General features: G+C 59.4%; 23 protein-coding genes. 7 read left to right on the forward strand and 16 right to left on the reverse strand.

The window, feature by feature from the left end:
- Window positions 1-4: 4 nt before the first annotated feature.
- The 12 genes from lysS to ffh form a co-directional block, all read right to left on the reverse strand.
- Window positions 5-1,540 carry a lysine--tRNA ligase gene (gene lysS / locus Q668_RS07015; RefSeq protein WP_022988892.1) on the reverse strand — a complete coding sequence of 512 codons (1,536 nt, stop codon included), beginning with the start codon at window positions 1,538-1,540 and terminating at the stop codon, window positions 5-7.
- 51 nt (window positions 1,541-1,591) lie between these two features.
- A protein-coding gene (gene prfB, locus Q668_RS07020) for a peptide chain release factor 2 (protein ID WP_145840241.1) occupies window positions 1,592-2,687 on the reverse strand; the annotation gives its coding sequence in 2 pieces (ribosomal slippage) (window positions 1,592-2,614 and window positions 2,616-2,687; 1,095 coding nt in all).
- A 397-nt stretch (window positions 2,688-3,084) separates the two neighbouring features.
- Window positions 3,085-4,815, reverse strand: coding sequence for a single-stranded-DNA-specific exonuclease RecJ (gene recJ / locus Q668_RS07025; protein ID WP_022988894.1), 1,731 nt, complete (start codon window positions 4,813-4,815; stop codon window positions 3,085-3,087).
- Window positions 4,816-4,821: 6 nt separating this feature from the next.
- The gene (gene thrC / locus Q668_RS07030; RefSeq protein WP_022988895.1) at window positions 4,822-6,222 is read right to left on the reverse strand and encodes a threonine synthase; all 1,401 of its coding nucleotides are present in this window, start codon (window positions 6,220-6,222) and stop codon (window positions 4,822-4,824) included.
- Between the two features lie 11 nt (window positions 6,223-6,233).
- Complete coding sequence (locus tag Q668_RS07035; protein WP_022988896.1) at window positions 6,234-7,535, reverse strand: homoserine dehydrogenase; 1,302 nt, start codon at window positions 7,533-7,535, stop codon at window positions 6,234-6,236.
- Window positions 7,536-7,680: 145 nt separating this feature from the next.
- On the reverse strand, window positions 7,681-8,415 hold the full coding sequence (locus tag Q668_RS07040) for a DsbC family protein (protein ID WP_022988897.1): 735 nt from the start codon (window positions 8,413-8,415) through the stop codon (window positions 7,681-7,683).
- Between the two features lie 127 nt (window positions 8,416-8,542).
- Window positions 8,543-9,454 carry a site-specific tyrosine recombinase XerD gene (gene xerD / locus Q668_RS07045; RefSeq protein ID WP_022988898.1) on the reverse strand — a complete coding sequence of 304 codons (912 nt, stop codon included), beginning with the start codon at window positions 9,452-9,454 and terminating at the stop codon, window positions 8,543-8,545.
- A 99-nt stretch (window positions 9,455-9,553) separates the two neighbouring features.
- Entirely contained in the window at window positions 9,554-9,910 is a 357-nt protein-coding gene (gene rplS / locus Q668_RS07050) for a 50S ribosomal protein L19 (protein ID WP_022988899.1), read from the reverse strand.
- A 25-nt stretch (window positions 9,911-9,935) separates the two neighbouring features.
- The gene (trmD, locus tag Q668_RS07055; protein WP_022988900.1) at window positions 9,936-10,694 is read right to left on the reverse strand and encodes a tRNA (guanosine(37)-N1)-methyltransferase TrmD; all 759 of its coding nucleotides are present in this window, start codon (window positions 10,692-10,694) and stop codon (window positions 9,936-9,938) included.
- 3 nt (window positions 10,695-10,697) lie between these two features.
- Complete coding sequence (gene rimM / locus Q668_RS07060) at window positions 10,698-11,225, reverse strand: ribosome maturation factor RimM (protein ID WP_022988901.1); 528 nt, start codon at window positions 11,223-11,225, stop codon at window positions 10,698-10,700.
- A 29-nt stretch (window positions 11,226-11,254) separates the two neighbouring features.
- Complete coding sequence (gene rpsP / locus Q668_RS07065) at window positions 11,255-11,494, reverse strand: 30S ribosomal protein S16 (protein WP_022988902.1); 240 nt, start codon at window positions 11,492-11,494, stop codon at window positions 11,255-11,257.
- Between the two features lie 164 nt (window positions 11,495-11,658).
- Window positions 11,659-13,044: a signal recognition particle protein gene (gene ffh / locus Q668_RS07070; protein ID WP_022988903.1), complete on the reverse strand. Its 1,386-nt coding sequence runs from the start codon at window positions 13,042-13,044 to the stop codon at window positions 11,659-11,661.
- 159 nt (window positions 13,045-13,203) lie between these two features.
- Between ffh and Q668_RS07075 the strand changes: the two genes are divergently transcribed.
- From Q668_RS07075 to Q668_RS17600, 4 genes are all read left to right on the forward strand, one after another.
- The gene (locus Q668_RS07075; RefSeq protein ID WP_022988904.1) at window positions 13,204-14,010 is read left to right on the forward strand and encodes an inner membrane protein YpjD; all 807 of its coding nucleotides are present in this window, start codon (window positions 13,204-13,206) and stop codon (window positions 14,008-14,010) included.
- Between the two features lie 75 nt (window positions 14,011-14,085).
- Window positions 14,086-15,366: an HlyC/CorC family transporter gene (locus tag Q668_RS07080; RefSeq protein ID WP_022988905.1), complete on the forward strand. Its 1,281-nt coding sequence runs from the start codon at window positions 14,086-14,088 to the stop codon at window positions 15,364-15,366.
- 127 nt (window positions 15,367-15,493) lie between these two features.
- A complete protein-coding gene (locus Q668_RS07085) occupies window positions 15,494-17,695 on the forward strand; it encodes a DUF1631 domain-containing protein (protein ID WP_022988906.1) in 2,202 nt (733 codons plus the stop codon).
- Between the two features lie 5 nt (window positions 17,696-17,700).
- Entirely contained in the window at window positions 17,701-18,459 is a 759-nt protein-coding gene (locus Q668_RS17600; protein WP_022988907.1) for a TonB family protein, read from the forward strand.
- Between the two features lie 9 nt (window positions 18,460-18,468).
- On the opposite strand, the gene grxD is transcribed toward Q668_RS17600, so the two are convergent.
- Complete coding sequence (gene grxD / locus Q668_RS07095) at window positions 18,469-18,795, reverse strand: Grx4 family monothiol glutaredoxin (RefSeq protein ID WP_036219402.1); 327 nt, start codon at window positions 18,793-18,795, stop codon at window positions 18,469-18,471.
- A gap of 207 nt (window positions 18,796-19,002) precedes the next feature.
- Between grxD and argF the strand changes: the two genes are divergently transcribed.
- Together argF and Q668_RS07105 are read left to right on the forward strand one after the other, a co-directional pair.
- Complete coding sequence (gene argF / locus Q668_RS07100) at window positions 19,003-19,917, forward strand: ornithine carbamoyltransferase (protein ID WP_022988909.1); 915 nt, start codon at window positions 19,003-19,005, stop codon at window positions 19,915-19,917.
- 3 nt (window positions 19,918-19,920) lie between these two features.
- Window positions 19,921-20,994, forward strand: coding sequence for an ABC transporter ATP-binding protein (locus tag Q668_RS07105; RefSeq protein WP_022988910.1), 1,074 nt, complete (start codon window positions 19,921-19,923; stop codon window positions 20,992-20,994).
- Window positions 20,995-21,005: 11 nt separating this feature from the next.
- On the opposite strand, the gene glpK is transcribed toward Q668_RS07105, so the two are convergent.
- From glpK to Q668_RS07120, 3 genes are all read right to left on the reverse strand, one after another.
- The gene (glpK, locus tag Q668_RS07110; protein WP_022988911.1) at window positions 21,006-22,487 is read right to left on the reverse strand and encodes a glycerol kinase GlpK; all 1,482 of its coding nucleotides are present in this window, start codon (window positions 22,485-22,487) and stop codon (window positions 21,006-21,008) included.
- A gap of 246 nt (window positions 22,488-22,733) precedes the next feature.
- Entirely contained in the window at window positions 22,734-24,302 is a 1,569-nt protein-coding gene (locus tag Q668_RS07115; protein ID WP_022988912.1) for an ATP-binding protein, read from the reverse strand.
- Between the two features lie 52 nt (window positions 24,303-24,354).
- Entirely contained in the window at window positions 24,355-25,089 is a 735-nt protein-coding gene (locus Q668_RS07120; protein WP_022988913.1) for a response regulator, read from the reverse strand.
- Window positions 25,090-25,331: 242 nt separating this feature from the next.
- Here Q668_RS07120 and Q668_RS07125 point away from each other — a divergent pair, with 242 nt between their 5' ends.
- The gene (locus Q668_RS07125; RefSeq protein ID WP_022988914.1) at window positions 25,332-26,093 is read left to right on the forward strand and encodes a GNAT family N-acetyltransferase; all 762 of its coding nucleotides are present in this window, start codon (window positions 25,332-25,334) and stop codon (window positions 26,091-26,093) included.
- Window position 26,094: the final 1 nt, after the last annotated feature.

A 26,094-nucleotide genomic window follows, 5' to 3' on the forward strand; every position in this document is an offset into this window, starting at 1 on the left:
TGCTTTACTCGCCTTCCGGCTTCTGCTCGGCCTTGTGCTCCGGGCGCATGGCCGGGAACAGGATAACGTCGCGGATAGACGGCGAATCGGTCAGCAGCATGGCCAGGCGATCGATACCGATGCCTTCACCGGCGGTCGGCGGCAGGCCGTATTCCAGCGCCATCACGTAGTCGTCATCGTAGAACATGGCTTCGTCGTCGCCGGCGTCTTTCTCGGCCACCTGGGCCTGGAAACGCTCGGCCTGGTCTTCGGCGTCATTCAGCTCGGAGAAGCCGTTGGCAATCTCGCGGCCGCCCACGAAGAACTCGAAACGCTCGGTCACGAACGGGTCGCTGTCCTTGCAACGTGCCAGGGGCGACACTTCTTTCGGGTACTCGGTGATGAACGTCGGCTGCATCAGGCGATGCTCGGCGGTGGCCTCGAAGATTTCGATCTGCACCTTGCCCAGGCCCCAGATATCTTTCACGTGGATACCCAGGTTCTTCGCCACTTCGCGGGCCTGGGCGTCGTCTGCCAGCTGCTCGCGGGTGATGTCCGGGTTGTGGCGCAGGATGGCGTCTACCACGGTCAGGCGCTCGAACGGCTTGCCGAAATCGTATTCGATGGTTTCTTCGCTGCCATCTTTCAGTACCCGGGTGTTCACCACGGTGGTGGTGCCCAGCACTTTCTGCGCGATGGTGCGCAGCATGTCTTCGGTCAGGTCCATCAGGTCGTTGTAATCGGCGTAGGCCTGATAGAACTCGACCATGGTGAACTCGGGGTTGTGCCGGGTCGACAGCCCTTCGTTACGGAAGTTACGGTTGATCTCGAACACCCGCTCGAAACCGCCCACGACCAGGCGCTTGAGGAACAGCTCCGGTGCAATCCGCAGGTACATATCGATACCCAGGGCGTTGTGATGGGTCACAAACGGACGGGCGGTAGCACCACCGGGGATCACCTGCAGCATGGGGGTTTCCACCTCCATGAAGTCACGGTCGGTGAAGTACTGGCGCATGGTGTTGATGATCTTCGACCGGGCATGGAACACGCGGCGGCTGTCTTCGTTCACCATCAGGTCCACATACCGGTGACGGTAGCGGGCTTCGGTGTCGGTCAGGCCCTTGTGCTTCTCCGGCAGCGGGCGCAGAGACTTGGTCAGCAGCACGTAGTCTTCCATGGTGACGTACAGATCGCCCTTGCCAGACTTCGACAGGGTACCGCGCACGCCCACGATGTCGCCCATATCCCAGTGCTTGGTGTCTTTCTGGACATCCTTGGAGGCATAGATCTGGATGCGGCCGGTCATGTCCTGAACCACCTTGAACGCCTTGCGGTCGAGCATCATGCGGCCGGCAATGGCCACCTTGATGCCCAGGGACTCCAGCTCTTCCTTGGATTTGTCACCGTATTTTTCCTGCAGCTCGGCAGCGGTGGCATCGCGACGGAAGTCGTTCGGGAACGGATTGCCCTGCTCACGCATGTTTGCCAGTTTGGCGCGGCGCTCGGCAATCAGCTTGTTGTCCTCGGGCTGTGCAGCGTTCTGGGTGTGTTCAGTCATTTTGGCTCACTAAGAAGTCGGGATTGTCCGGGTGTGGGTGAATGGCGCTGATTACAGCGCCATCTTCAGACTGGCTTCAATAAACTTGTCGATGTCACCATCCAACACCGACTGGGTGTTGCTGGTTTCCACCTTGGTGCGCAGGTCCTTGATACGGCTGTCATCCAGCACGTAAGAGCGGATCTGGCTACCCCAGCCGATGTCAGACTTGGAGTCTTCGGCTTTCTGTTTCTCTTCGTTGCGCTTCTGCATTTCCAGCTCAAAGAGCTTGGCCTTGAGCTGCTTCATGGCCTGGTCTTTGTTCTGGTGCTGGCTTCGGCCGGCCTGGCAGGCCACCACAATCCCGGTCGGGTTGTGGGTCAGTCGCACCGCAGATTCGGTCCGGTTAACGTGCTGACCACCGGCACCGGAGGCGCGGTAAACGTCGACTCGCAGATCCGCCGGGTTGATCTCGATTTCGAAACTGTCGTCCACTTCCGGCGATACGAATACCGAAGAGAAGGAGGTGTGGCGACGGTTGCCGGAATCGAACGGGGATTTACGCACCAGGCGGTGTACGCCGGTTTCCGTGCGCAGCCAGCCGTAAGCGTAGTCGCCCTGGATGTGAATGGTGGCACTCTTGATGCCCGCCACTTCACCTTCCTGAAGTTCAACGATCTCGGATTTGAATCCACGACGCTCGGCCCAACGCAGGTACATGCGTAGCAGCATATTGGCCCAGTCCTGGGCTTCGGTGCCGCCGGAACCGGCCTGGATGTCCAGGTAGGCGTTGTTGGCGTCCATTTCACCGGAGAACATGCGGCGGAATTCGAGTTTCTCGAGTTCTTTATCGAGGCCTTCGAGATCGGCTTCGATTTCCTGGACGGTACCTTCGTCGTCCTCTTCCACCGCCATGTCGAGCAGGCTTTCTGCATCTGCCAGGCCGTTGGTGAGGTTGTCGATGGTTTTGACGATCAGTTCAAGATCAGAGCGCTCTTTGCCCAGAGCCTGGGCCCGCTCGGGATCGTCCCAGACGGTGGGTTGTTCGAGTTCGCGTTCGACTTCGGTCAGGCGTTCACTGCGCTGATCGTAGTCAAAGATACCCCCTCAGCGCTTCAGTGCGCTCGCGAAGCTCTTTGATCTTCGTCACTATGGGATTAATTTCCATGAAACCTTGTCTCGCTTTGGAAAATGGTGCGATAAAAACAGAGGGCGGATTCTACCGGAATTTGCGGGGTAAATCAGCAAGCGGAAAGTACGGAGTATCTGAGTTCCGAGCCCGGCCCTGAGGCTTCGGCTCTGGTGCAAGCACAGGGTGGGCGGGAACCTTTCCGGGAGACGCTGTGAATACGTCCATGTACGCTTAACGAAAACATCCATGTTTTCGATACTCCCGGAAAGGTTCCCACCCACCCTGCGCCCAGACTGCGTTCGGGGAGTCTGCGGCTACTTCTTTGCCCTTTATATCTTTCCGTGTCCTTCCGTGTCTTCCGTGGCAAAAAATCTTATCTTTCAATCCCTTATTTTTTCGTGCCCTTTCGTGGATTTAGTGGCCAAAAAATTCACTACAAAGGCTCCAGATAATCCACCAGCAGCTGAAGATTGGTCCGCCCCCGAAACGTATTAGCATCCGGCTTATAAACCACCCGAGCCCCACTCCGGGTAAAGTCCGGCACTTCAGGCCCGGTATTGAAGGCAATGCCATCAATAATGCCCCCGCCCTCAACCGACTGCAGCACCAGCTTCAGATGGTTCTCACCGACAATGCGCTGGCTCACCACTCGGAATTCGCCGTCAAACACCGGCTCGGGGAAATGCTGTCCCCAGGGGCCGGCACGCTTGAGCAGGTAGGCGGTGTCCAGGTTCAACTCTTCCGGGGCCAGGGGGCCATCGGTCGTGATGGCGGCTTCCAGGTCTTCCGGTTTCAGGGTATCGCGCACGGCCTGGTCGAAGGCGTTGCTGAAACGCTCCAGGTCGTTCCGGGCGATGGTCATGCCGGCGGCCATGGCGTGGCCGCCGTATTTTTTCATCAGCCCCGGGTTCTTTGCGTCGACCACGGCCAGGGCATCACGGATGTGCAAACCCGGGATGGAGCGGGCGGAGCCTTTGAGGTGTTCGCCGTCGTCATCGGGCGCGAAGGCGATGGTAGGGCGATGAGTCTGCTCACGGATGCGGGCGGCGAGGATGCCGATCACACCCTGGTGCCAGTCCTGGTCGAACAGGGCCAGGCCCCAGGGCAGGCCTTCGATGTCGAGGGACATGGAGGCCAGCAGGTCCTGGGCCTGAGCTTTCATGTCTTTTTCGATGCTGCGGCGTTCACGGTTGAAGTTGTCCAGTTCCCGGGCCAGGCGCAGGGCTTCGTCGCGGCTGTCGGCGAGCAGGCAGGCGATGCCGATGCTCATATCGTCCAGCCGGCCGGCGGCGTTCAGGCGCGGGCCAACCACAAAGCCGAGATCGGTGGCGCTGATTTCGGTGTAGTCGCGGCCAGCGACTTCCAGCAGGGCCAGGATGCCCGGTCTGGCTTCGCCCTTGCGGATGCGGCGGATGCCCTGCTCCACGAAGATGCGGTTGTTGTGGTCCAGCGGCACGACGTCGGCCACGGTACCCAGTGCCACCAGGTCCAGCAGGCTGCCCAGGTTGGGCTCCGGGTCCGGCAGCAGGTTGTTGTCTCGCAGGTGTTTGCGCAGGGCTGTCAGCACATAGAACATCACCCCCACGCCGGCGGCATTCTTGCTCAGGAACGGGCAGCCGGGCTGGTTGGGGTTCACGATGGCATCGGCGTCTGGCAGTTCGTCACCGGCCAGGTGGTGGTCGGTGATGACCACTTTGATACCCAGCTCCCGGGCGGCACGCACACCTTCGATGGCGGAGATGCCGTTATCCACGGTCACCAGCAAGTCGGGCAAATCGCCTTCTTCCTGCAACCGGTGGATGATGCCCTGCGTCAGGCCGTAACCATCGGAGAAGCGGCTCGGCACCCGGAAGTCGATGGCTGCCACGCCCAGCATGGACAATCCCAGCATGGCCACAGAGGTACTGGTGGCGCCATCGGCATCGAAGTCCCCCAGCACCATCACCCGCTGTTTTTGCACAATGGCCTCGGCCAGCAGTTCAACCGCGCGATCAATGCCGCGAAGCTGCATCGGTGAAGCCAGGTGTTTCAGGGTGTACTGGAGCTGGTCGTCGGAATGCACACCGCGGGCGGCGTACAGACGGCGAAGGATGGGGGGCAGGTTTTGCCCCCAGCCCGCCACATCGGACGGCTGGGGGCGACGCAGGATCTTTTTAGGAGTCATGCCGGATCAGGCGTTCTTCCAATGCCTGGCAATAAAGCCCTGCACCTCGGACACACTGTTGTCCAGAACGGTATAACGCTCTTCCCGCTCGAACAGGTCGGCCATGTGGGCCGGCAGCTCGGGCTTCACGCTCAGGCCGGATTCGGCGATGGCGTCCGGGAACTTGGCCGGGTGGGCGGTACCCAGGGTGATCATGGGCACGGCACTGTCACGACGGCAGTTGCGGGCGGCACGCACGCCAATGGCGGTGTGCGGGTCCAGCAGGTACTCGTTCTGCTCGTAGATTTCCCGGATGGTGTCGCAGGTGGTCTTGTCGTCCACCGCATCGCTGTCGAACAGCTTGCGGGCGTGCTTCCAGCGATAGTCTTCGATGCTGACCGGGCCCTTGGCGGCACGCTCCAGCAGGTCTTTCACGGCAGCGCCATCACGACCGTGCAGGTCAAACAACAGGCGCTCGAAGTTGCTGGACACCATGATATCCATGCTCGGCGACAGGGTATGCTCCAGCTGGTGCTGCTCATACTTGTTACCGCTCATGAAGCGATGCAGGATGTCGTTGCGGTTGGTGGCAATCACCAGCTGGCTGATGGGCAGGCCCATTTTTTTGGCCAGGTAGCCCGCAAAGATATCGCCGAAGTTACCGGTGGGCACCGAGAACGCCATGCTGCGGTCCGGGCCACCCAGGGCCAGGGATGCCTGGAAGTAGTACACGATCTGGGCCATGATCCGCGCCCAGTTGATGGAGTTCACCGCCGCCAGCTGGGTTTTGCCGCCCAGGAAGGACTGGTTGCCGAAGCTCTCCTTCACCATGCGCTGGCAGTCGTCGAAGTTACCTTTGACTGCGATGTTGTGGATGTTATCACCCTGCACCGTGGTCATCTGGCGACGCTGAACTTCCGACACCCGCTGGTGCGGATGCAGGATAAAGATATCCACGTGCTCGCAGCGACGGCAGCCTTCGATGGCGGCAGAGCCGGTATCACCGGAGGTAGCCCCCATGATCACCACGTGCTGGTTACGCTTCTCCAGAACATAGTCGAGCAGGCGACCCAGCAGCTGCAGGGCGAAGTCCTTGAACGCCAGCGTGGGGCCACGGAACAGTTCCATCACCCACTCGTTGGTATCCAGCTGAACCAGCGGCGCGACGGCCTGGTGCGTGAACACGCTGTAGGTTTCGTCCAGCATCTTGCGGAAGTCATCGGCCGGAATGGCATCTTCCACGAACGGATACATGACCTTGTAGGCCAGCTCGGCATACGGCAGGCCACGCCAGCTTCGGATTTCTTCCAGGCTGAAGTGCGGAAGGGATTCCGGCACATACAGGCCGCCATCGGTGGCCAGTCCGGTCAGAAGAACGTCTTCAAAGCCCAGAGCGGGAGCTTCACCCCGTGTACTGATGTATCTCACGTGCGTACCTGTCAGTTAAAGTTTTCAGCGCGGATGCGGACAACCTTGCCGTCAACGTCGGCCAGGGCTTCCATTTCCTCGATGGCCAGGTTCATCTGGCGCTCCTGAACCGTGTGGGTCAGGATGATGACCGGAATACGGCCATCCTTGAATTCGGACTCTTTCTGCATGATGGATTCGATGTTGATGCCATGCTCACTCAGAATCGACGCCACCTTGGCCAGCACGCCCGGGTGGTCAAAGGCCTGGATGCGCAGATAGTAGGCAGACTGAACATCTTCCATCGGCAATACCGGCAGGTCTTCCAGTGCATCCGGGCTGAAGCCCAGATAAGGCACTCGCTGCTGGCTGTTGCTGGCTACCGCACGGGCAACGTCGACCACATCGGCAATCACCGCAGAGGCCGTGGCTTCGTCACCGGCACCGGGGCCGTAATACATGGTCTGGCCGACTGCATCGCCATCCACCAGAACAGCGTTCAGAACACCGTCTACCTGGGCAATCAGGTGGCTCTTGGGCACCAGGGTCGGATGCACACGCAGCTCGATGCCGTCTTCACGGCGGCGGGCAATACCCAAGTGCTTTACCCGGTAACCCAGCAGTTCAGCGTGGGCAATATCGTTCGGGGTCAGCGCAGAAATGCCTTCGGTGAAAGCCTTGTCGAATTGCAGGGGCGCACCAAAACCGGACGCGGCCAGGATGGTCAGTTTGTGGGCGGCGTCGATGCCTTCCACATCAAAGGTCGGATCAGCTTCCGCGTAACCCAGCGCCTGCGCTTCTTTCAGCACCTCTTCAAAGGGCCGTCCGGCACGCATTTCGGTCAGGATGTAGTTACCGGTGCCATTGATAATGCCGGCAATGGTGTCGATGCGGTTGGCCGCCAGGCCTTCGCGCACGGCCTTGATGACAGGAATACCGCCGGCCACGCCAGCTTCGTAGGCAACAACCACACCGGCCTTTTCGGCGGCTTCGAAAATCTCGTTGCCATGAACGGCAATCAGCGCCTTGTTGGCGGTTACCACATGCTTGCCGTTGGCAATAGCAGCCAGTACCAGCTCTTTGGCGGCGTCATAGCCGCCAATCAGCTCAACCACAATATCAACGGCAGGATCATTCACCACATCAAAAATGTCGGTACTGAAGGGCACATCGCCCAGCGCCAGGTCATCCCGGCTGCGGCGACTGGCTACCCGGACAACACGGATGTTGCAGCCTGCACGGCCGGCAATAATCGCTGCATTGCGTTTCAGGACATTGAATGTACCGCCGCCAACGGTTCCCAATCCGCAGATTCCGACATTTACGTCTTTCAAGCTCTCACCTCTGATCCCGATGCGGGGTGCTGATGGATTGCAATAAGGCCGGATAGTATACCGGTTCAGGGCCCGCTGAATAAGCCCTGAATCGGTCACAAGTCACACAGGAAGTCCGGAGCCGCGCTGCGGCTCCGGTAACGGGTCAGAGCAGACCCAGACCTTCGGCCAGGTTCCTGGCCGGCACATAGCCGCGAACCATGTTGCCATCTTCCAGCAGAATTGCCGGGGTACCGGTTACACCGACCTGGCCACCCAGGCGGTACTGGTCTGCAACAGGGTTGTCACAGCTCTGCTGAGGTACGTTTTTGCCACCCTTGGCAGCATCCATGGCCGCCTGCTGGTCGTCCGAACACCATACCGACTCATATTTGCGGAACGACGCTGTGCCGGGGCCGGATCGAGGGAAGGCGTAATAGTTGACGGTAATGCCATAGCTGTTGAGCTGGGGAATTTCGTCATGCAGCTTGCGACAGTAGGGGCAGTCGATATCGGTAAAGACATCGATAACCGCTTTTTCTTCGCCGTCGGCAGGGTATGAGATCAGCCCTTCCTTACCGAAGGCTGCCATTTGCTGCTTACGGCTGGTCGCCCGGGACTCTTCGGTCACGTTGGCAATACCGGTGTCGGTAATCTTGAGCAGGTCGCCGGTGAACAGGTAGGCGCCATCGGCCGTGGTATAAATGGTGTCGCCGTTGCTGCTCTGCACTTCGTACAGGCCTTCCGCTTCAGATTTTTGCACGGAACTGATCTTCAGGCCCGGCACCGCATCAGTCAGCCGCTTGGCGATGGCGTCTTCGGTTTCACCGGCCAACACGGCGGGCACCGCCAGCAAGGACATCATCAGGCCGGTTACCGCGGCCGTAATTTTAAGATTCATGGATCAGAAACTACCTTTTCCGGTTAATAGATTCAGGCATTTTGCTTGCCCGGGGCCTTCATACGCAACTGCCGGCATCATTCCCGCACCTTGCGACAGGGCGCCCCGGCAAAAGTTCACCCCGAGATCAGTCACCACCACGGGGATGATGGGCCTGGTGCAAATCCTGCAGACGTTGACGGGCCACATGGGTATAGATCTGGGTGGTCGAAAGGTCAGAATGCCCGAGCAACATCTGCACTACCCGTAAATCTGCACCATGGTTGAGTAAATGGGTGGCAAAGGCGTGGCGCAGGGTGTGGGGCGACAGGTGCTTGCGGATACCGGCACGCACCGCGTAGTGCTTGATCCGGTACCAGAAGGTCTGGCGAGTCATGGCACTGGCCCGGTTACCGGGGAACAAGGCATCACTGCTCTTGCCCTTGAGCAATTCCGGCCGGGCTTCCTTCATATAGCTTAGCAGCCAGTCGATAGCCTCTTCCCCCAGCGGCACCAACCGGTCTTTGCCGCCCTTACCGCTGATACGCACCACACCCTGGCGCAGGTTCACCCGGTCTACGGTCAGCCCGGTGAGCTCCGACACCCGCAAACCACAGCCGTACAGAATTTCGAGCATGGCCCTGTCACGCAACTCCAGCGGTATTTCCGGATCCGGCTCAGTCAGCAGGGCCTCGACATCGGCTTCAGTAAGGGTATCCGGCAAACGCCGGGGCAACTTCGGGCTGTCGATTCGCAAGGTAGGATCTTCGGCGATGAGACCTTCTCGCAGTAAATACCGGTAAAAACGCCGGATACCGGAAAGCCGCCGGGCTGCCGTACTGGTTTTCAGGCCCTCCGCCAGCCCACGGGACATCCAGGCCAGAAGATCGGTCCTTTTAGCGGATCGCAAGCTGGGCGCTCCGGGCTGTTGCTCCAGCCATCCGGAAAGACGGGCCAGGTCACTGGCATAGGCCTGGCGGGTTTTCTCACCCAGGCCATCCTCGAGCCATATGGCATCCGAGAATTGGCTGATCAGCTGCTCGTCATCCGGCCGCGGCAAGGCATTACCTCATCAATGTCTGTCTGGGCAGCATTAAAGCATAAAAAAAGCAGCCTCTTGAGGCTGCTTTTTTCAAACTGGCTGGCCGGAAGGCCAAACTCAGTTAAGCTTTTCCTTGATACGAGCTGCCTTACCAGACAGGTCGCGCAAGTAGTACAGCTTGGCCTGACGCACGTCACCACGACGCTTCACGCTTACGCTGTCGATCAGCTTGGAGAAAGTCTGGAAAGTACGCTCAACACCCACGCCGTAAGAGATCTTACGAACAGTGAAGGAAGAGTTCATGCCACGGTTGCGCTTGCCGATAACAACGCCTTCGAACGCCTGCAGACGCTCACGGTTACCTTCAGTTACGCGAACCTGTACAACCACGGTATCACCCGGCGCGAACGCAGGGATTTCCTTGGTCATCTGTTCTGCTTCAAGTTGACTGATGATGTTGTTCTTGCCGCTCATCGTAATGCTCCTGATACCCAATCTTTCAATGCCCTGATGATTCAGAGGCACCCGGTTCGTTCAAAATTTCATCCAGAAGCTGACGCTCTTCTTCCGTAAGCACCCGCTGTTCCAGCAGGTCGGGGCGTCGCTCCCGGGTTCGCCTCAACGATTCTTTCAATCGCCAACGCCGGATCTGTTCATGGTGACCGCCCAAAAGAACTTCCGGCACCGCCTGACCTTCGTATACCTCGGGCCGGGTGTAGTGCGGACAATCCAGCAAACCGTCAGCAAAGGAGTCCTGCTCTGCTGACTGCGCATGACCCAGCGCTCCGGGGATGAGGCGTGTTACCGCATCAATCACAGCCATCGCCGCCAGTTCGCCACCTGAGAGCACAAAATCACCCAGGGACACTTCCCGGTCGACTTCCGCCGATATCAGGCGTTCATCAACGCCCTCATAACGACCGGCAACGAGAATCAGCTGTTGTTCGGCAGCGAGAGACTCCACTACCGACTGATCCAGCCTTTCACCCTGGGGCGAAAGATAGACCACACAGGCCTTGCCGGGTGCCGATGTCCGGGCCGCATGGATAGCATCCCGCAGGGGCTGGATTTTCATCAGCATCCCGGGGCCGCCGCCATAAGGCCGGTCATCCACAGTACGGTGACGATCATGCGTGAAGTCCCGGGGGTTCCAGCTGTTAAAGGCCAGAAGACCTTCACGAACTGCCCTGCCGGTAATCCCGTAATCTGTCACCGCAGAAAACATGTCGGGAAACAGACTGACTGCGCCAATCCACACCCGTCAGAACTCCGGATCCCAGTCCACCACCATGCGCGAGCTTTCAAGATCCACCCCCTGAACTACCTGATCCGGCAGATAGGGAATGAGCCGTTCGCGCTGGTCAATGGAGCCCGCTGTCGCGTGCACCACCAGGACATCGTTGGAGCCTGTTTCCAGCAGGTGATGCACCTTACCCAGGCACTCACCGTCAACCGTGAACACTTCCAGGCCTTCCAGCTGATGCCAGTAGAACTCCCCTTCGGGAAGCTCCGGCAGCAACTCGGTCGGAACCCGGATCTCGGCACCGCCATAACTGCGGGCCAGCTCACGATCATCAATACCTTTAAGCCTGACGACGATCCCCTGCCCCTGGCGGCGACCCTCCTCAAGCTTTGCAGGAATACGCTTGCCGTCCAGAACCAGGGTCCAGTCGCGGTAGTTCAGTATTCCTTCTTTGGGATCTGTATAAGAGAAGACCTTAAGCCAACCCTTGACCCCGAACACCGAGGTGATCCGGCCGATCACAGTTTCCTGTGGATGCTGTGCCATGCCTGTCAAACCCCGGTATCAGATTGCAATTACTCAGCAGTCTTGAGCAGCTGGGCAACGCGATCGCTGGTTTGAGCACCCCGGCCCAGCCAGAACTCAACGCGATCACGGTCAACGCGCAGACGCTCTTCCTGACCGCGGGCAACCGGGTTGAAGAAACCAACACGCTCAATGAAACGGCCGTCACGGGAGTTACGGCTGTCAGTGACTGTCAGATGGTAGAACGGGCGCTTCTTGGAGCCGCCACGAGCCAAACGGATTGTTACCATTTCGACCAATATCCTGTTCTGTTGTACGAACTTTGTACGATTCACGTCATGCCGAGAACGGCTGACGAGAAGACCCATACTCGAAAGGGGCGCTATTCTATGCCAAAAACGCGCCAATGAAAACAGGGAAACGCGTGGTTTCCCCATTTTATATGTAAGGCTTTTTACATACGGCCAAACGGGGGCATGCCACCACCGCCGCCGGGCGGCATCATACCACCAAGACCGCGCATCATGTTGGCCATTCCGCCTTTTTTGCCAAATTTCTTCATCATCTTCGACATCTGCTTATGCTGCTTGAGCAGACGGTTCACATCCTGGATCTGCGTACCCGAACCGGCTGCAATGCGCCGCTTGCGGGAATTATTGATCACATCCGGGTAACGGCGCTCTTTCGGCGTCATGGAGCAGATGATCGCCTCCATCTGGCCTACAGACTTGTCATTGACCTGCTGCTGCGCCATCTGGGCCATCTGGCCCATGCCCGGCAGCTTGTCCAGCAGGCCGCCGATACCACCCATACTCTTCATCTGCTGAAGCTGGTCCCGGAAGTCCTCCAGATCAAAGCCCTTACCTTTTTTGATCTTCTTGGTGAGTTTCTCGGCCTTCTTCTTGTCCAGCTTGCGCTCTGCTTCCTCTATAAGGGAGAGCACATCACCCATACCCAGGATGCGGGAAGCCACCCGATCCGGATAGAAAGGCTCGAGGGCATCGGACTTCTCGCCCACACCCAGGAACTTGATCGGCTTACCGGTAATGTGGCGAACAGACAAGGCCGCACCACCGCGGGCATCACCATCAGTCTTGGTCAGCACCACGCCGGTGAGCGGCAACGCATCGTTAAAGGCCTTGGCGGTGTTGGCGGCGTCCTGACCGGTCATGGAATCGACCACGAACAGGGTTTCCACCGGATTCACCGCTTTATGGAGGCGGCCAATCTCACCCATCATGTCTTCATCAACGTGCAGTCGGCCCGCGGTATCCAGGATCACCACATCAATGTGCTTGCGGCGCGCCGCTTCGATGGCGCCGTTGGCGATATCGACCGGGTCCTGGTCCGTGGTGCTGGGGAAAAACTCGACACCCACTTCACCCGCCAGGGTTTCCAGCTGACGAATGGCCGCCGGGCGGTAGATATCGGCACTGACCACCAGCACGGATTTCTTGTGCCGCTCTTTAAGGAAGCGAGACAGCTTGGCCACGGTGGTGGTTTTACCAGCACCCTGCAGACCCGCCATCATAATGACGGCAGGCGGCCGGGTAGACAGGTTAAGGGACTCGTTGCCCTCGCCCATCACCCGCTCCAGCTCTTGCTGGACGACTTTCACAAATACCTGGCCCGGCGTCAGGCTGCGCTGCACTTCCTGGCCGATGGCCCGCTCGCGCACTCCTTCGATAAACGCCTTGACCACCGGCAGCGCAACGTCTGCCTCCAGCAGGGCCATGCGCACTTCACGCAAGGTTTCCTTGATATTGTCTTCGGTAAGGCGCGCCTGACCAGAGATCTTGCGCAAGCTGCCGGATAGCCGGTCCTGGAGATTCTCAAACATGTTGCTCTTCCGTACCCCGGAGAAATTGTTCACACAAATCAAGAAGCCGGCGCCGGCCGCTTGATTCCTGTTGCATAATCGCGACATTATACCCAGACTACGGAGCCTCTGAACAACTCCACGCCGCTTTCACGTTAAAAGGCAAACATAAAGGACGTCATGGGAACGCTGATCCTCGCGGTTACCGCACTTTTCCTGTACAGCGTCGGCACTGCCCTGCAGGCCCTCCATTTTCGTGGCAAGGTGCAAAGCAACCTGGCACTGACCACCCTGATTGGCGTACTTGCACTGATAGGCCACGGCCTGCTCATTGCCCAGACGGTCCACCTGGATGGTGGCTTCGATTTCAGCTTTTTCAAAAGCTCGGTACTGATTGCCTGGCTGATCGTTTTCCTGCTCCTGGGCCTGAATCTCTCCAAGCCGGTGGGCAGCCTGTTCCTGGGCGCCTATCCGCTGGCGGCGGCCACCATAGTCATGGCGCTGATCACCCATACGCCGTCACGACTGGTGGCGGATGAAAGTTACGGTATGCTGTCCCACATCGCCCTGTCGATCACCGCATACAGCCTGTTTACCCTGGCCGCCATCCAGGCCGCCCTGCTGTACTTCCAGAACCGCCAGCTGAAGCAGAACTACAACAGCCTGCTGGTGCGCAACCTGCCGCCACTGCAAACCATGGAATCGGTATTGTTCGAACTGGTCTGGGCGGGCGTAGTCCTGCTGACCCTCGCCATTATTACCGGCGCCATGTTTATTGAAGACCTGTTTGCCCAGGACCTGGCCCACAAAACCCTGTTTTCCATGCTCTCCCTGGCCGTATTTGTCGGCCTGCTGGTGGGCCGCTACACCAAGGGCTGGCGCGGCATGACTGCAAGCCGCTGGACCCTGGCCGGCTGCGCCCTGCTGATGATGGCCTTTTACGGCAGCAAATTCGTGCTGGAAGTACTGTTTCAGCGGGGCCTGTAATCCCGCAAACCGCTTGACACCGGCGCTTCACACCCCCTATTTTCGCAACTTGTCGTCAACGTAAGGGCTCCTCTTTTGAACGAAACATCGCTCACGGCGCTGTTCATCCTCCTCGTCGGCCTGATCATTCTGTCCGGCTTCTTTTCCAGCTCCGAAACCGGGATGATGTCCCTGAACCGCTATCGCCTGAAACACATGGTAAAAAGCGGACACAAGGGCGCACGCCGGGCGCAGAACCTGCTGAACCGGACCGACCAGCTGATCGGCGTTATCCTGATCGGCAACAACTTCGTCAACATCTTCGCCTCATCCATTGCCACGGTAATTGCCATTCGCGTGTGGGGCGATGCGGGCATCGCTATTGCCACCGTTCTGCTGACCATCGTTATCCTGATCTTCGCCGAGGTCACGCCGAAAACCCTGGCGGCCCTGTTCCCGGAGAAAATAGCCTTTCCGGCCAGCCACGTACTGGGGCCGCTGCTGAAAATCCTTTACCCGCTGGTATGGGCCGTCAACCTGTTTACCGGCATAATCCTGCGACTGCTCGGAGTGTCATCAGCCCAGGCTTCGGAGGATCACCTGAGCCGGGAAGAACTGCGTACCGTGGTGAATGAAGCGGGCGCCCTGATTCCTGCCAAGCACAAAGACATGCTGGTGAGCATCCTGGACCTGGACAACGTCACCGTGAACGACATCATGGTGCCCCGGAATGAAGTGGTCGGTGTCGACCTGGAAGACGACACCGATGTCATCCTTCGGCAACTCAAGACCAGCCAGCACACCCGGCTTCCGGTGTTCAGCGGCGACATCAACAACATCCAGGGTATTCTGCACCTGCGCAGCGTCGCTCGCCTGCTGCAGCAGGACGACATCGACAAAGACATGGTCCTGCAACTGTGCGCCGAACCCTACTTCATCCCGGAAAGCACACCGCTGAACACCCAGCTGCTGAATTTCCAGAAGGGCCGGCGCCGGTTCGGTATCGTCGTGGACGAGTACGGAGATGTACTGGGGCTGGCCACACTGGAAGACATCCTCGAGGAAATCGTCGGAGAATTCACCACCGACTTCGCAGCCACCTCCATGGACATCATTCCCCAGGACAACGGCACCTTTATCATCGATGGCAGCGCCGCCGTCCGGTCGATCAACAAGACCCTGGGCTGGAAACTGCCCACCGACGGCCCAAAAACCCTCAACGGCCTGATCACCGAAACCCTCGAGAACATCCCGGACACCAACGTCTGCCTGAAAGTGGACGGCCACCGGGTGGAGGTCCTGCAAATCAAGGACAACGTGGTGAAGGCCGCCATTGTCCACCCGCGAAAAAAGAAGAAGCGCGCCACCGGCTCATAACCCGAACCCGGAATGATGATTAATCATGTCATTCCGGCGTAAAATGCGCTAAATTTAGCCAAAATCAGAACAGGCAAGAATCCAGCTCGGTCATGTATCCGGTTAAAGGCGTAAACAGGAGTCGGCCATGAAAAAGCAGTCCGGCATACATTACCTCCGTGAACACAGGGAAGCGGCAAGTACCCGCCCGGTTCCGCCGGAGGTCGCCCGTATCCGTGACACCGTTGTCGCGGGGCTGGGTGATTTACTGCAGGGAGCGTTCGATGCTGTCGACGACTCCCTGTTCGAGCTGGCAAACAATTCCAGAAGTAACAATGAACAAAACCGTTACTTCGAGGCGATGCGGGAAATCCGTATCAAGCGCAAAGGCGTCGAACGCCATTTCCAGAATGCCGTTGCCCGGTTCTTTGCGACACCACCGGTAACCGGTCAAGTCCGCAACGAAGAGGCTTCCCGGCCAACAAATGCCGACAGCCTGTCCCTTGTGGGTGACGACGACCTGGAAGAACAGGTGGCACTGAACGCCATGGTCAGTAAGGCCAAGGCACACTTTCAAGGCCCCTTGCTACAGCTTCAGGCCAGGTTTACCGAAGTCTATCCGGATGCCAGCGAAACTGCCCCGGTTAACCCCATGGCTCCGGAACACCTTTGCAGCGCCTTTGTCGAAGCCATCCAGACCCTGGAAATCCAGATTCGTGAACGGTTGATTGTGCTCAAGCAATTTGACCGTTACGTGGTCTCCAACCTGGGCATGCTGCTGGATGAAGCCAACCGCATCCTGATTCAGGCGGGCATCATTCCCAATTTCCGCTACCACGGCAAAACCGGCCAACAGAAAGCCGCGACCACCAAGGCCGGGGAACCGTCGGGCGCCACGCCGGAACAACAAAGCAGCTACCAGCCCAGCGCAGAAGATTCCGCGCTGTTTGAGCAGATCCGTCAAATGCTCGCCCAGCAACGGGCCAACTCGGGCATGCCGACCCGCCGTGCCGATCCATCAGTGCGGGTGATCGGTGGCCAGGAACTGATGAACCTGCTCGGCGCCCTGCCGGCACAGCAGATGTGGCCGGAGTCCGGCGATCTCAGCAGTGGCGAACCGGTGTCGGTAGACCTGCGCCAGGTTATTCAGGGCCTGATTACCCGAAATGCTGCCCAGGGCGAGAAAACCGCCGCCCTGAGCGAGGTGGATGAAGACCTCATCAACCTGGTGTCCATGCTGTTCGAATTCATTCTGGACGACTACAACCTGTCGTCGCCGGTGCAGGTGCTGATCAGCCGCCTGCAGATCCCGATCCTGAAAGTCGTCATCAAGGACAAGAGCTTCTTCAGCAAGGCCACCCATCCGGCCCGCAAGCTCCTGAACTCCCTGGCCCGCGCCGGTATCGGCTGGAGCAGCAGCGACGAGAAAAGCCGGGACAAGCTGTACGACCAGATTCACACCGTGGTACAGCGTATCCTCAACGAGTTCGATGGCGACATCAGCCTGTTTGAAACCCTGAACCAGGAGTTCGAGCAGTTTCTGGAACGGGAAAACCGCAAAGCCTCACTGGTTGAGCAGCGTACCCGGGAATCCGAACGCGGCCGCATCAAATCCCAGAAAGCCCAGGAAGCGGTCGACCGCCTGCTGAAGGAAAAGGTTGCCCGCTACGACCTGCCGGAATCCGTACACGATATCCTGGTACACGGCTGGAGCCGGGTAATGTTCCTGGCCTACCTGCGAGACGATGCCGAGCACCGCTGGCAGGAAACCGTCAAGGTGGTCGACGACCTGATCTGGTGCCTGCATCCCCACGAAGAAGACGAAGAGCGCGACCAGTGGGTACGGGTTGTACCTGGCCTGCTGAAAACCCTGCGCGCCGGGCTCGAAGAAGTGTCTTACAACGCCAACCGGCTCGACCAGATGATGGGCCAGCTCAAGCACGAACTGGCAGATGCCTTCCGCACCAACTCGTCCATCAAGGCCCGCAAGGAGCCGGAACCGGTGCAGGAAGACACCGTGTCACTGCACTCCAAGGCCGAGTACCAGCAGGAGCTGGACGATGCAGCTATCGCCGAGTTCGTTACCCAGCTCGACAAGCTGGAAATCGGCCACTGGGTAGAGTTCAGCCTGGTGAACGGCACCAGCTTCCGCTGCAAACTGTCCGCCATCATTGATGAAGCCGACTGTTTTGTATTCGTGAACCGCATGGGCCTGAAGGTGATCGAGAAAACCCGGGTAGAGCTGGCACATGAAATGCGCAGGGGCCGGCTGACACTGCTGGAACAGGGTGCCCTCATCGATCGCGCGCTTAACGCAATGGTTGGCAGCCTGCGCTCCAAGACCGCCTGATCGTAATGCCGGAGAAAGCACCACCCGCCCCGGCAATTCCGGCACATTACCGGCTGGCCCTGGCACTCTCCCTGGCCTTTATGGCACACACCCTGTTGCTTGCCGGACTTCCTGCCCCCTTGCAGGAAGTCCGCGAGGTCAGCCACCGGGTTGTTTTCCGTCTGGCCAGCGCACCCTCTGAGGCCACCCGGGCCAGTACCCCGGCCAGCTCCTCAGCCCAGCCGCCGCGGCACCCCGAGTTGGAAGTACCGACCACACCGGAACCCGTCACCACTACCGCGCCTTCCACTCCAGCACCGAAGCCGAAACCGGACCCAGTGCCGGCCCCGGAAGCTCCCGCACCAACACCCCAGCCCGCACCAAGCCCGGAACCGGCGCCAGCACCGGCCAGTACGCCAAGCATCGAGTCAGCCCCGCGCACCGGCGAGCAGGAGTCTGCCGAAACCATTGCCCGAATCACCGACTCCCCCGCTGAGCGCGATCCCTACCTGATCCTGCTGGCCACCCACCTGGCGGAACAACTGGACCAGCAACGGGTACCCGCAATCTCCCAGCTTGGGGAACAGGTAAGTATGGAACTTGAGCTGACATTACTGCCCAACGGTGCCCTGACCCGGGCCCGGGTAATCAGATCAACGGGGATACAAAGAATAGACGAGGCCGCCTATCGGGCCGCGCTGGCCGCCAGCCCCTATCCGGAGCCGAAAGGAGAGGAATCGGACCGTTTCGAGGTAAAACTGGTGTTCACCCCGAAACGGACCTGAAGGGTCAGATCAGGCTTCGGCCTGCTTTACCGCATCTTTAACAACCTTGGCCAGCTCACCGCTTTCGGCCATCTCCAGGACGATATCGCAGCCACCGAGCAGTTCGCCGTTGATGTACAGCTGCGGGTAGGTCGGCCAGCTGGAGTAGATTTTCAGGGCTTCACGCAGTTCCTGGTTGTCCAGGATATTTACAAACGCAAAACGCTCGCCACACGCCATCAGGGCCTGGACGGTACGGGAAGAAAAGCCACACTGCGGAGCCTGGGGAGTACCCTTCATGTACAGAATGACCGGGTTCTCTTCCAGCTGGCTTTTAATGGTTTCATTGATGTCCATGAACATACACCTCTGATTAAAAATAGGGGGCGCCGCATTCCGGCTCTGGTTGGCTATTGTACACACCTGCCGGAGCGCACACCAAGCGGCTCCGGTTGATCCTGAGCAAGCCCTGCCGGGCAGCGTTGTCATAGCGGTTGCGAAGGGCTAGACTTGATGCCCTTTTCAGAACCAATCCGTTCCGGAGTTTCCTTGAAGGGGCCTTCCATGGCAGTAAGACATTTCCTGACACTGAATGACATGTCCACCAGCGAACTTGAAGACCTGCTGGACCATGCCTCCCGCCTGCGCCGGGACTGGCGTGCGGGCAACGTCAGAGATTCCCTTAAAAACAAAGTCCTGGCGATGATCTTCGAAAAATCATCCACCCGTACCCGGGTGTCTTTCGAAGCGGGCATGGCCCAGCTGGGCGGTTCTGCCATGTTCCTGTCACCCCGTGATACACAGCTGGGCCGTGGCGAGCCGATCGAAGACTCTGCCATCGTGATCTCCAGCATGGTGGATGCGGTGATGATACGTACATTCGCTCATGAAACCGTGGAGCGTTTTTCCGCTGCCTCCAGCAAGCCGGTCATCAATGCCCTGACAGACGATTTCCACCCCTGCCAGTTGCTGGCCGACATGCAGACCTACCGGGAACACCGGGGCAGCATCAAGGGTGCTACCGTGGCCTGGATTGGCGATGGCAACAATATGTGCCACTCCTACATCAACGCGGCAGCACAGTTTGATTTCCACCTGAACGTAGCCTGCCCGGAAGGCTACGAGCCGGATGCGAAACTGCTGGCCGACCACGCCGACCGGGTGACGGTATACCGCACACCGGGCGAAGCCGCCACCGGCGCCGACCTGCTGGTAACCGACGTCTGGGCCTCCATGGGCCAGGAAGACGAACAGAAGGCCCGGGAACGGGCATTCCGGGACTACCAGATCAACCCTGCACTGATGAGCCAGGCCAACAAGGATGCGCTGTTCATGCACTGCCTGCCGGCCCACCGGGGTGAAGAGATTTCCGCCGACATGATGGAGCATCCCGGCTCTGTGGTATGGGACGAGGCCGAAAACCGCCTGCATGCCCAGAAAGCCCTGCTCGAATTCCTCATTCTGAACCGTCTGGACTGATCCATGGTCAATACACCGGCACCGGCTTCCGGCTGGTTACTGGAAGTGAACAACCTGTCCTGTGGTTACGGCGGCGATTCCGTGGTGCGGGACGTCAGCTTTGCCCTCAGCCATGGTGATATCGGCTGCCTGCTTGGCCCCAGCGGTTGCGGCAAAAGCACCATTCTCCGGGCCCTGGCCGGTTTTCTGCCCATCAGCCATGGCGAGATCCAGCTGCAGGGCCAGGCCATCAGCCTGCCCGGCCGCACGCTGGCGCCGGAAAAGCGCAAGATCGGCATGGTCTTCCAGGACTATGCCCTGTTCCCGCACCTGACCATTGCCGATAACGTCGGCTTTGGCCTGAAAGACCTGAAAAAGCCCGAGCGCCGCGAGAAGGTCATGGAACTGTTGAACCTGGTGCACCTGCAGGACCTTGCCGACAGCTATCCGCACCAGTTGTCAGGCGGCCAGCAGCAGCGGGTGGCCCTGGCCCGGGCCCTGGCTCCGGAACCTACCCTGATCCTGCTGGATGAGCCGTTCTCCAACCTGGACACCGACCTGCGCCGCAGGCTAAGCCTGGACGTGCGGGAAATCCTGAAAACACTGGGCATCAGCGCCATCCTGGTCACCCACGACCAGCAGGAAGCCTTTGCCATGTGTGACCAGATTGCCGTGCTGCAAAGCGGACAGATCCAGCAGTGGGACGTGCCCTACAACCTGTACCATGAACCCTCCAACCGCTTTGTGGCCAGCTTTGTCGGCCAGGGCGGCTTCATCCCCGGCAAGGCCCTGGGGCCGGATACCATCGAATCCGAACTGGGCATTATTCATGGTAACCGTGCATACAAGTGGCAAGAGGGAACCCTGGTAGACGTGCTGATCCGGCCCGACGACATCGTTTACGATGAACACTCGGACCTGACGCCCAAAGTGGTGGAAAAGACCTTTGCCGGCACCTCTACCCTGTACCGCTTCCGGTGCTCGGAAGACACCGAATTTGAAGTCCTGTTCCGCAGCCACCTGGACTTCCACATCGGCGAGCAGGTGCCGGTGCGGGTCGAGGCCGACCACCTGATCGCCTTCGAGCGCACCGCCTGAGTCGGTCGCGCTCAGTTATTACACACCCGCTCCACAGCATCCAGCCAGCCGGCGTAGAGGGATTCTCTCAAAGCCGGTTTCATATCCGGCCGGAACTGGCGCTCGCATTCCCACATTCCGGTAATCTGCTCCAGGTTCTCGAACACACCGGTTTGCAATCCGGCCAGGTAAGCCGCCCCCAGTGCCGTGGTTTCGGTCACCCTGGGCCGGTCTACCGGTACATTCAGGATGTCGGCCAGGAACTGCATAACCCAGTCGTTCACCGCCATGCCACCGTCCACCCGCAAGGACTCCAGCCGGGCACCGTCGTTACGGATAGCCCGCACAAGATCCTTGGTCTGGTAACAGACCGATTGCAGGCCAGCGGTCACGATTTCTGCAATGCCGGTATCCCGGGTCAGTCCCAGAATGGCACCGCGGGCATTCGGATCCCAATGAGGCGCACCCAGCCCGGTGAAGGCTGGCACCAGGTACACCGCATTGTCGGCGCCCACAGCCTCGGCGTGGCTGGTCGATTCGCTGGCGTGGGCAATCAGCTGTAAGCCGTCCCGCAGCCACTGCATGGCAGCACCAGCCACAAAGATACTGCCTTCAATGGCGTAGCAGGGCTTGCCGTTGAGCCGGTAAGCCATGGTCGTCAGCAGGCGGTTCTCCGAGCGCAGGGCCTTGTCGCCGGTATTGAGCATCAGGAAGCAGCCAGTGCCGTAGGTGCTCTTGGCCATGCCGGGCTCAAAACAGGCCTGGCCAATCAGGGCAGCTTGCTGGTCACCGGCAATGCCGGCAACCGGTACCGCTGCCCCCAGCCATTCCCTGGCGGTGTGGCCATAGTCATCCGCGCTGTCGAGCACCTCGGGCATCAACGCAGCGGGCACCCGGAACAGCTTCAGGAGCTCGTCATCCCAATCCTGGGTGTGGATATTGAACAGGGCAGTTCGGGAAGCGTTGGTGGCGTCTGTGCGATGGGCTTTACCCCGGGTCAGGTTCCACAAAAGCCAGCTGTCGACCGTACCGAACGCCAGCTCGCCTGCCTCTGCCCGTTGCCGGGCACCTTCCACGTTATCCAGTAACCAGGCAATCTTGGTAGCGGAAAAGTAAGGGTCTATCAGCAACCCGGTGCGGTCCACCACCAGCGATTCGTAGCCGTCGGCCCGCAACTTGGTGCACAAAGAGGCCGTGCGCCGGTCCTGCCAGACAATGGCGTGATGGATCGGCTCTCCGGTCGCCCGGTCCCAGATGATGGTGGTTTCCCGCTGATTGGTAATGCCGATTCCCGCCAGATCTGACGCCTGCAGGCCTGCTTTGTCCAGCACCCCGCGGCACACCGCCAGCGTGCTGTCCCAGATTTCCCGGGCATCGTGTTCTACCCAGCCGTCTTTTGGAAAATATTGATGGAATTCCTGCTGGGCCACGGCAACCTGGTTACCGGTTTCGTTAAAGACAATCGCTCGGGAACTGGTGGTGCCCTGATCAATAGCTAAGAGATAACGGGACATCGAACTCTCCTGTTGTTTTCAGAAGATTCTACCAGCCGGGGCTGTATGAAAGGGAACAGATACGAGGAACAAAAACCGGAAGAAAAAAAGGGCCGGAAAAGACCGGCCCTCAAATGACGAATGAAACAAGGAAAGTTCGTAAGAACTACAACCTCAAAAGTCATCCCTTACGTTTTCGATTATTGATCAGCCGCCCCGCGGGTTCTGTAGAGGTTTGTTACATCTGGTGAGGCCGCGAGCACTGGATCACAAAATTGAGTCGGCCGGCTTCCGGCGGGGCCAGACCAGACTGAACCGGGCTCCGCCCAGCTCGTCGCTACGGCCCAGAAACGCCTGCCCGCCATGCCAGTAAAGTATGCGGCGAACAATAGACAAACCCAGACCATAACCACCGGAGGTTCGGGTACGGCTGTCATCCAGACGGGCAAAGGCGGTGAAGACTTTCTCCCAATCCTGTTCGGGAATGCCGGGGCCATCGTCTTCTACATCGATGCGGCAGGTATTTTCATCCAGCTGGCAGTTCACCACCACACGGCTGTCGGCGTAGCGGGCAGCGTTGCCAACCAGGTTCTGGATGGCCCGGTGAATATAGCGGGGCTCCATGTCGGCAAGCGCCCAGCGTTCAGAAGCCTGATCAATACGGCACTCAATGTTGATGCCTTCGCGGATCTGTCGTTGCTCCTCCACCACCTGCCGGGCAATATCAGTAACCGAGCCTTCCTGTAGGCTGAACACCGGCCCACCCTGCTCCAGCCGGGCATAGGTTAGAATCTCGTCAATCAGCTCATCCAGCTCCTGGATATCACCGTCAATACCGGACAACTGCTTTTCCATGGTCTCGGGGGAACTGGCGGATTCGATCATCTGCACACCAAAACGGATGCGTGCTACCGGCGTTCTCAGCTCGTGGGAAACCGCGTGGATCATTTCCCGCTGCACCTGCACCAGGCGCTGGATATGTTCGGCCATGCCGTTGAACGAAGAGGCCAGACGGGACACCAGCGTACCGGCCTCGGATTCCACCCGGGCGCCCATCTCGCCCCTGGCAATACGCACAGCCACCGCTTCGACCTTGCGCAGGCGACCATCCACAAAACGTAATCCCAGATACAGGCCCAGAGCCAGCACACCGCCAATTACCGCAGCCAGGAGCACCAGCATCGGCCAGCCCCAGGGATTGAACGGCGCCGGCATGGTCATGCGCACCAGGTCACCCTCCGACAACCGGAGCAGCACACTGGCACGGCGCCCCTCATGGAACACCGAAAAGCCGTGGTCGCCCAAGTCCTGCAACACCGTCTGGTCCGGTAACTGATCTGCTGACTGCAACGGCCTGACAGACACATTCAGCGATCGCCCCAGCTCTTCGGCAATATGGTTCAGATGCTGCGGATTAGCCGTATCCAGGTGCCAGCGCACCAGCAAAGCCAGCGCACGGGTAAGTTCAGGGTAGGTTTGCTCCAGCGCCAGGCTGAGAATGCTGCCGTCGCCGGCACGCACAAAGAACCGGTAGCCGGTACCTTCCGGCTCCGCGACCACCTGGCCATAGGCCAGGCGCTCAGCCAGCACCGGGGCGTCTTGCAACTGTTCCGGCAGCAGTGTGTGCAGGTCGAACAGCGAAGGCATCCAGTGGTATTGCCGGGCCGGGTCAGGAACCGCCGCCAGCCAGCGCATCAGTGGCTCGGCGGCCTGCTCATGCCAGTACTGGCCCCGCACGGAATTGATGCCGTTGAACAACAGCACACACAGCACCAGTACTGCAGCGGTTATGGCCAGCAGTCGAGCGTAGATTTTCAGGAAGAACTTCAGGGACATGGAAACAAACCCTGTAACCGGCACCGCCCCGAACGGGCGGCGCCTGGGGCGATCAGGCTTCTTTAACGAACAGATAGCCTTTGCTACGCACAGTCTTGATACGGCGCGGGTGTATAGGGTCATCACCGATTTTCGGGCGAATGCGCGACACACGAACGTCAATGGAGCGGTCCTGGCCGTCATATTCAATGCCGCGCAAAGCGGTGAAAATCTCTTCCCGGCTCAGTACCCGGCCGGCATGGCTGGCCAGCAGCCAAAGCAGGTCAAACTCGGCACTGGTCAGGTCAATGCTCTGTTCGTTCAGCCAGGCTTCGCGCATGGAGCGGTCTACCACCAGGTCATTGAACTGCAGGCGCACGGGTTCTTCGCCGGAGCTTTTCTCAGCCGCCATCGGGACATTCTCTACCCGGCGCAGCATGGCCCGGATCCGGGCCAGCAGAACCCGGGGCTGAACAGGCTTGCCGATGTAGTCATCAGCGCCCATTTCAAGACCAAGAACCTGGTCGAGGTCGTCAGTGCGGGCAGTCAGCATGATGATCGGGCCGGAATAGTAAGGCCTGACCCGCCGGCAGATCGACAGGCCATCTTCTCCGGGCAGCATCAGATCCAAAACCACAAGATCCGGCTGCTCATTGCGGATGCGTTCAACGGCGGCGCCACCGTGGTTTTCCAGAGAGACCGTCAGGCCATTAGTCTCAAGATACTCGCGGGTGAGATCCGCCAGCCGCTCGTCATCCTCTACGATCAGGATTCGCCAACCCTCGTTTGTCTGCTCCACGCCATCCATCTCTGTTGTTATGTGATCTTTTTTCGGGGTTACAGCCCCGACAATACAGGCAACGTTCAGTTACAGCAATTATACATGCTATTCAGAAATATACATGGATCCGGCAAGGGGTTACAGCTTGTGACACAGTTCCGCTTTTTGCCACACCCCTGCGGCTGTCACAGACACGTCACCGGTAAGTCACCGGTCTGTCATACGCGGTTCATAGCCTTGACCTGAACAAGAAACAACGAGGCAACGCCATGACCGCACAAACTGCACGCACGCAACCACGCCGCGGCCGTAACCTTAAGATTAGCCTGACCCGCAGCCCGGACCAGATAGAGGCCGCCCAGCGCCTGCGTTACCGGGTATTTTCCGAGGAATACGGCAGCGACCTGGGCGCCACGGTTCCGGGGCTGGATGCCGATGCCTACGACACCGTATGCGACCACCTGATCGTCACGGACGAAGACACTGGCGAACCCGTTGCCACTACGCGAATCCTGCACCAGCAGAACGCTGCTACCATCGGCGGATTCTACTCGGCCGGAGAGTTTGACCTGGCCGCCCTGGGCCTGTTGCCCGGCACCATGGCCGAACTGGGTCGTACCTGTGTGCATCCGGATTACCGCAATGGCGGCACCATAACCTTGTTGTGGGCGGCCATTGCCGAGTACCTCACTGAAAGACAGGTCGACTACCTGATCGGCTGCGCCAGCATCAGCATGGCGGACGGTGGTGGCCGGGCCTGGCGCATTGCCCAGCACCTGCAGCAGCAGTATTTGTCTGCACCGGAATGCCGGGTTACTCCGCTGCGCCCCCTGCCCCACCTGACCCACCCGGAAACCCATAAAGCCGAAGACATCCCCGCGCTCATCCGGGCCTATATGCGCCTGGGCGCCAAGGTCTGTGGCGAACCCTGCTGGGATCCGGAGTTCCGGTGTGCGGATGTACTGGTACTGCTGGAAGTCAGCAACCTGGCCGGGCGCTACAGCCGGCACTTCCTGCGCAAACCGGCCTGAG

Source organism: Marinobacter sp. ES-1 (assembly GCF_000475255.1).
Lineage (GTDB): Bacteria > Pseudomonadota > Gammaproteobacteria > Pseudomonadales > Oleiphilaceae > Marinobacter > Marinobacter vinifirmus.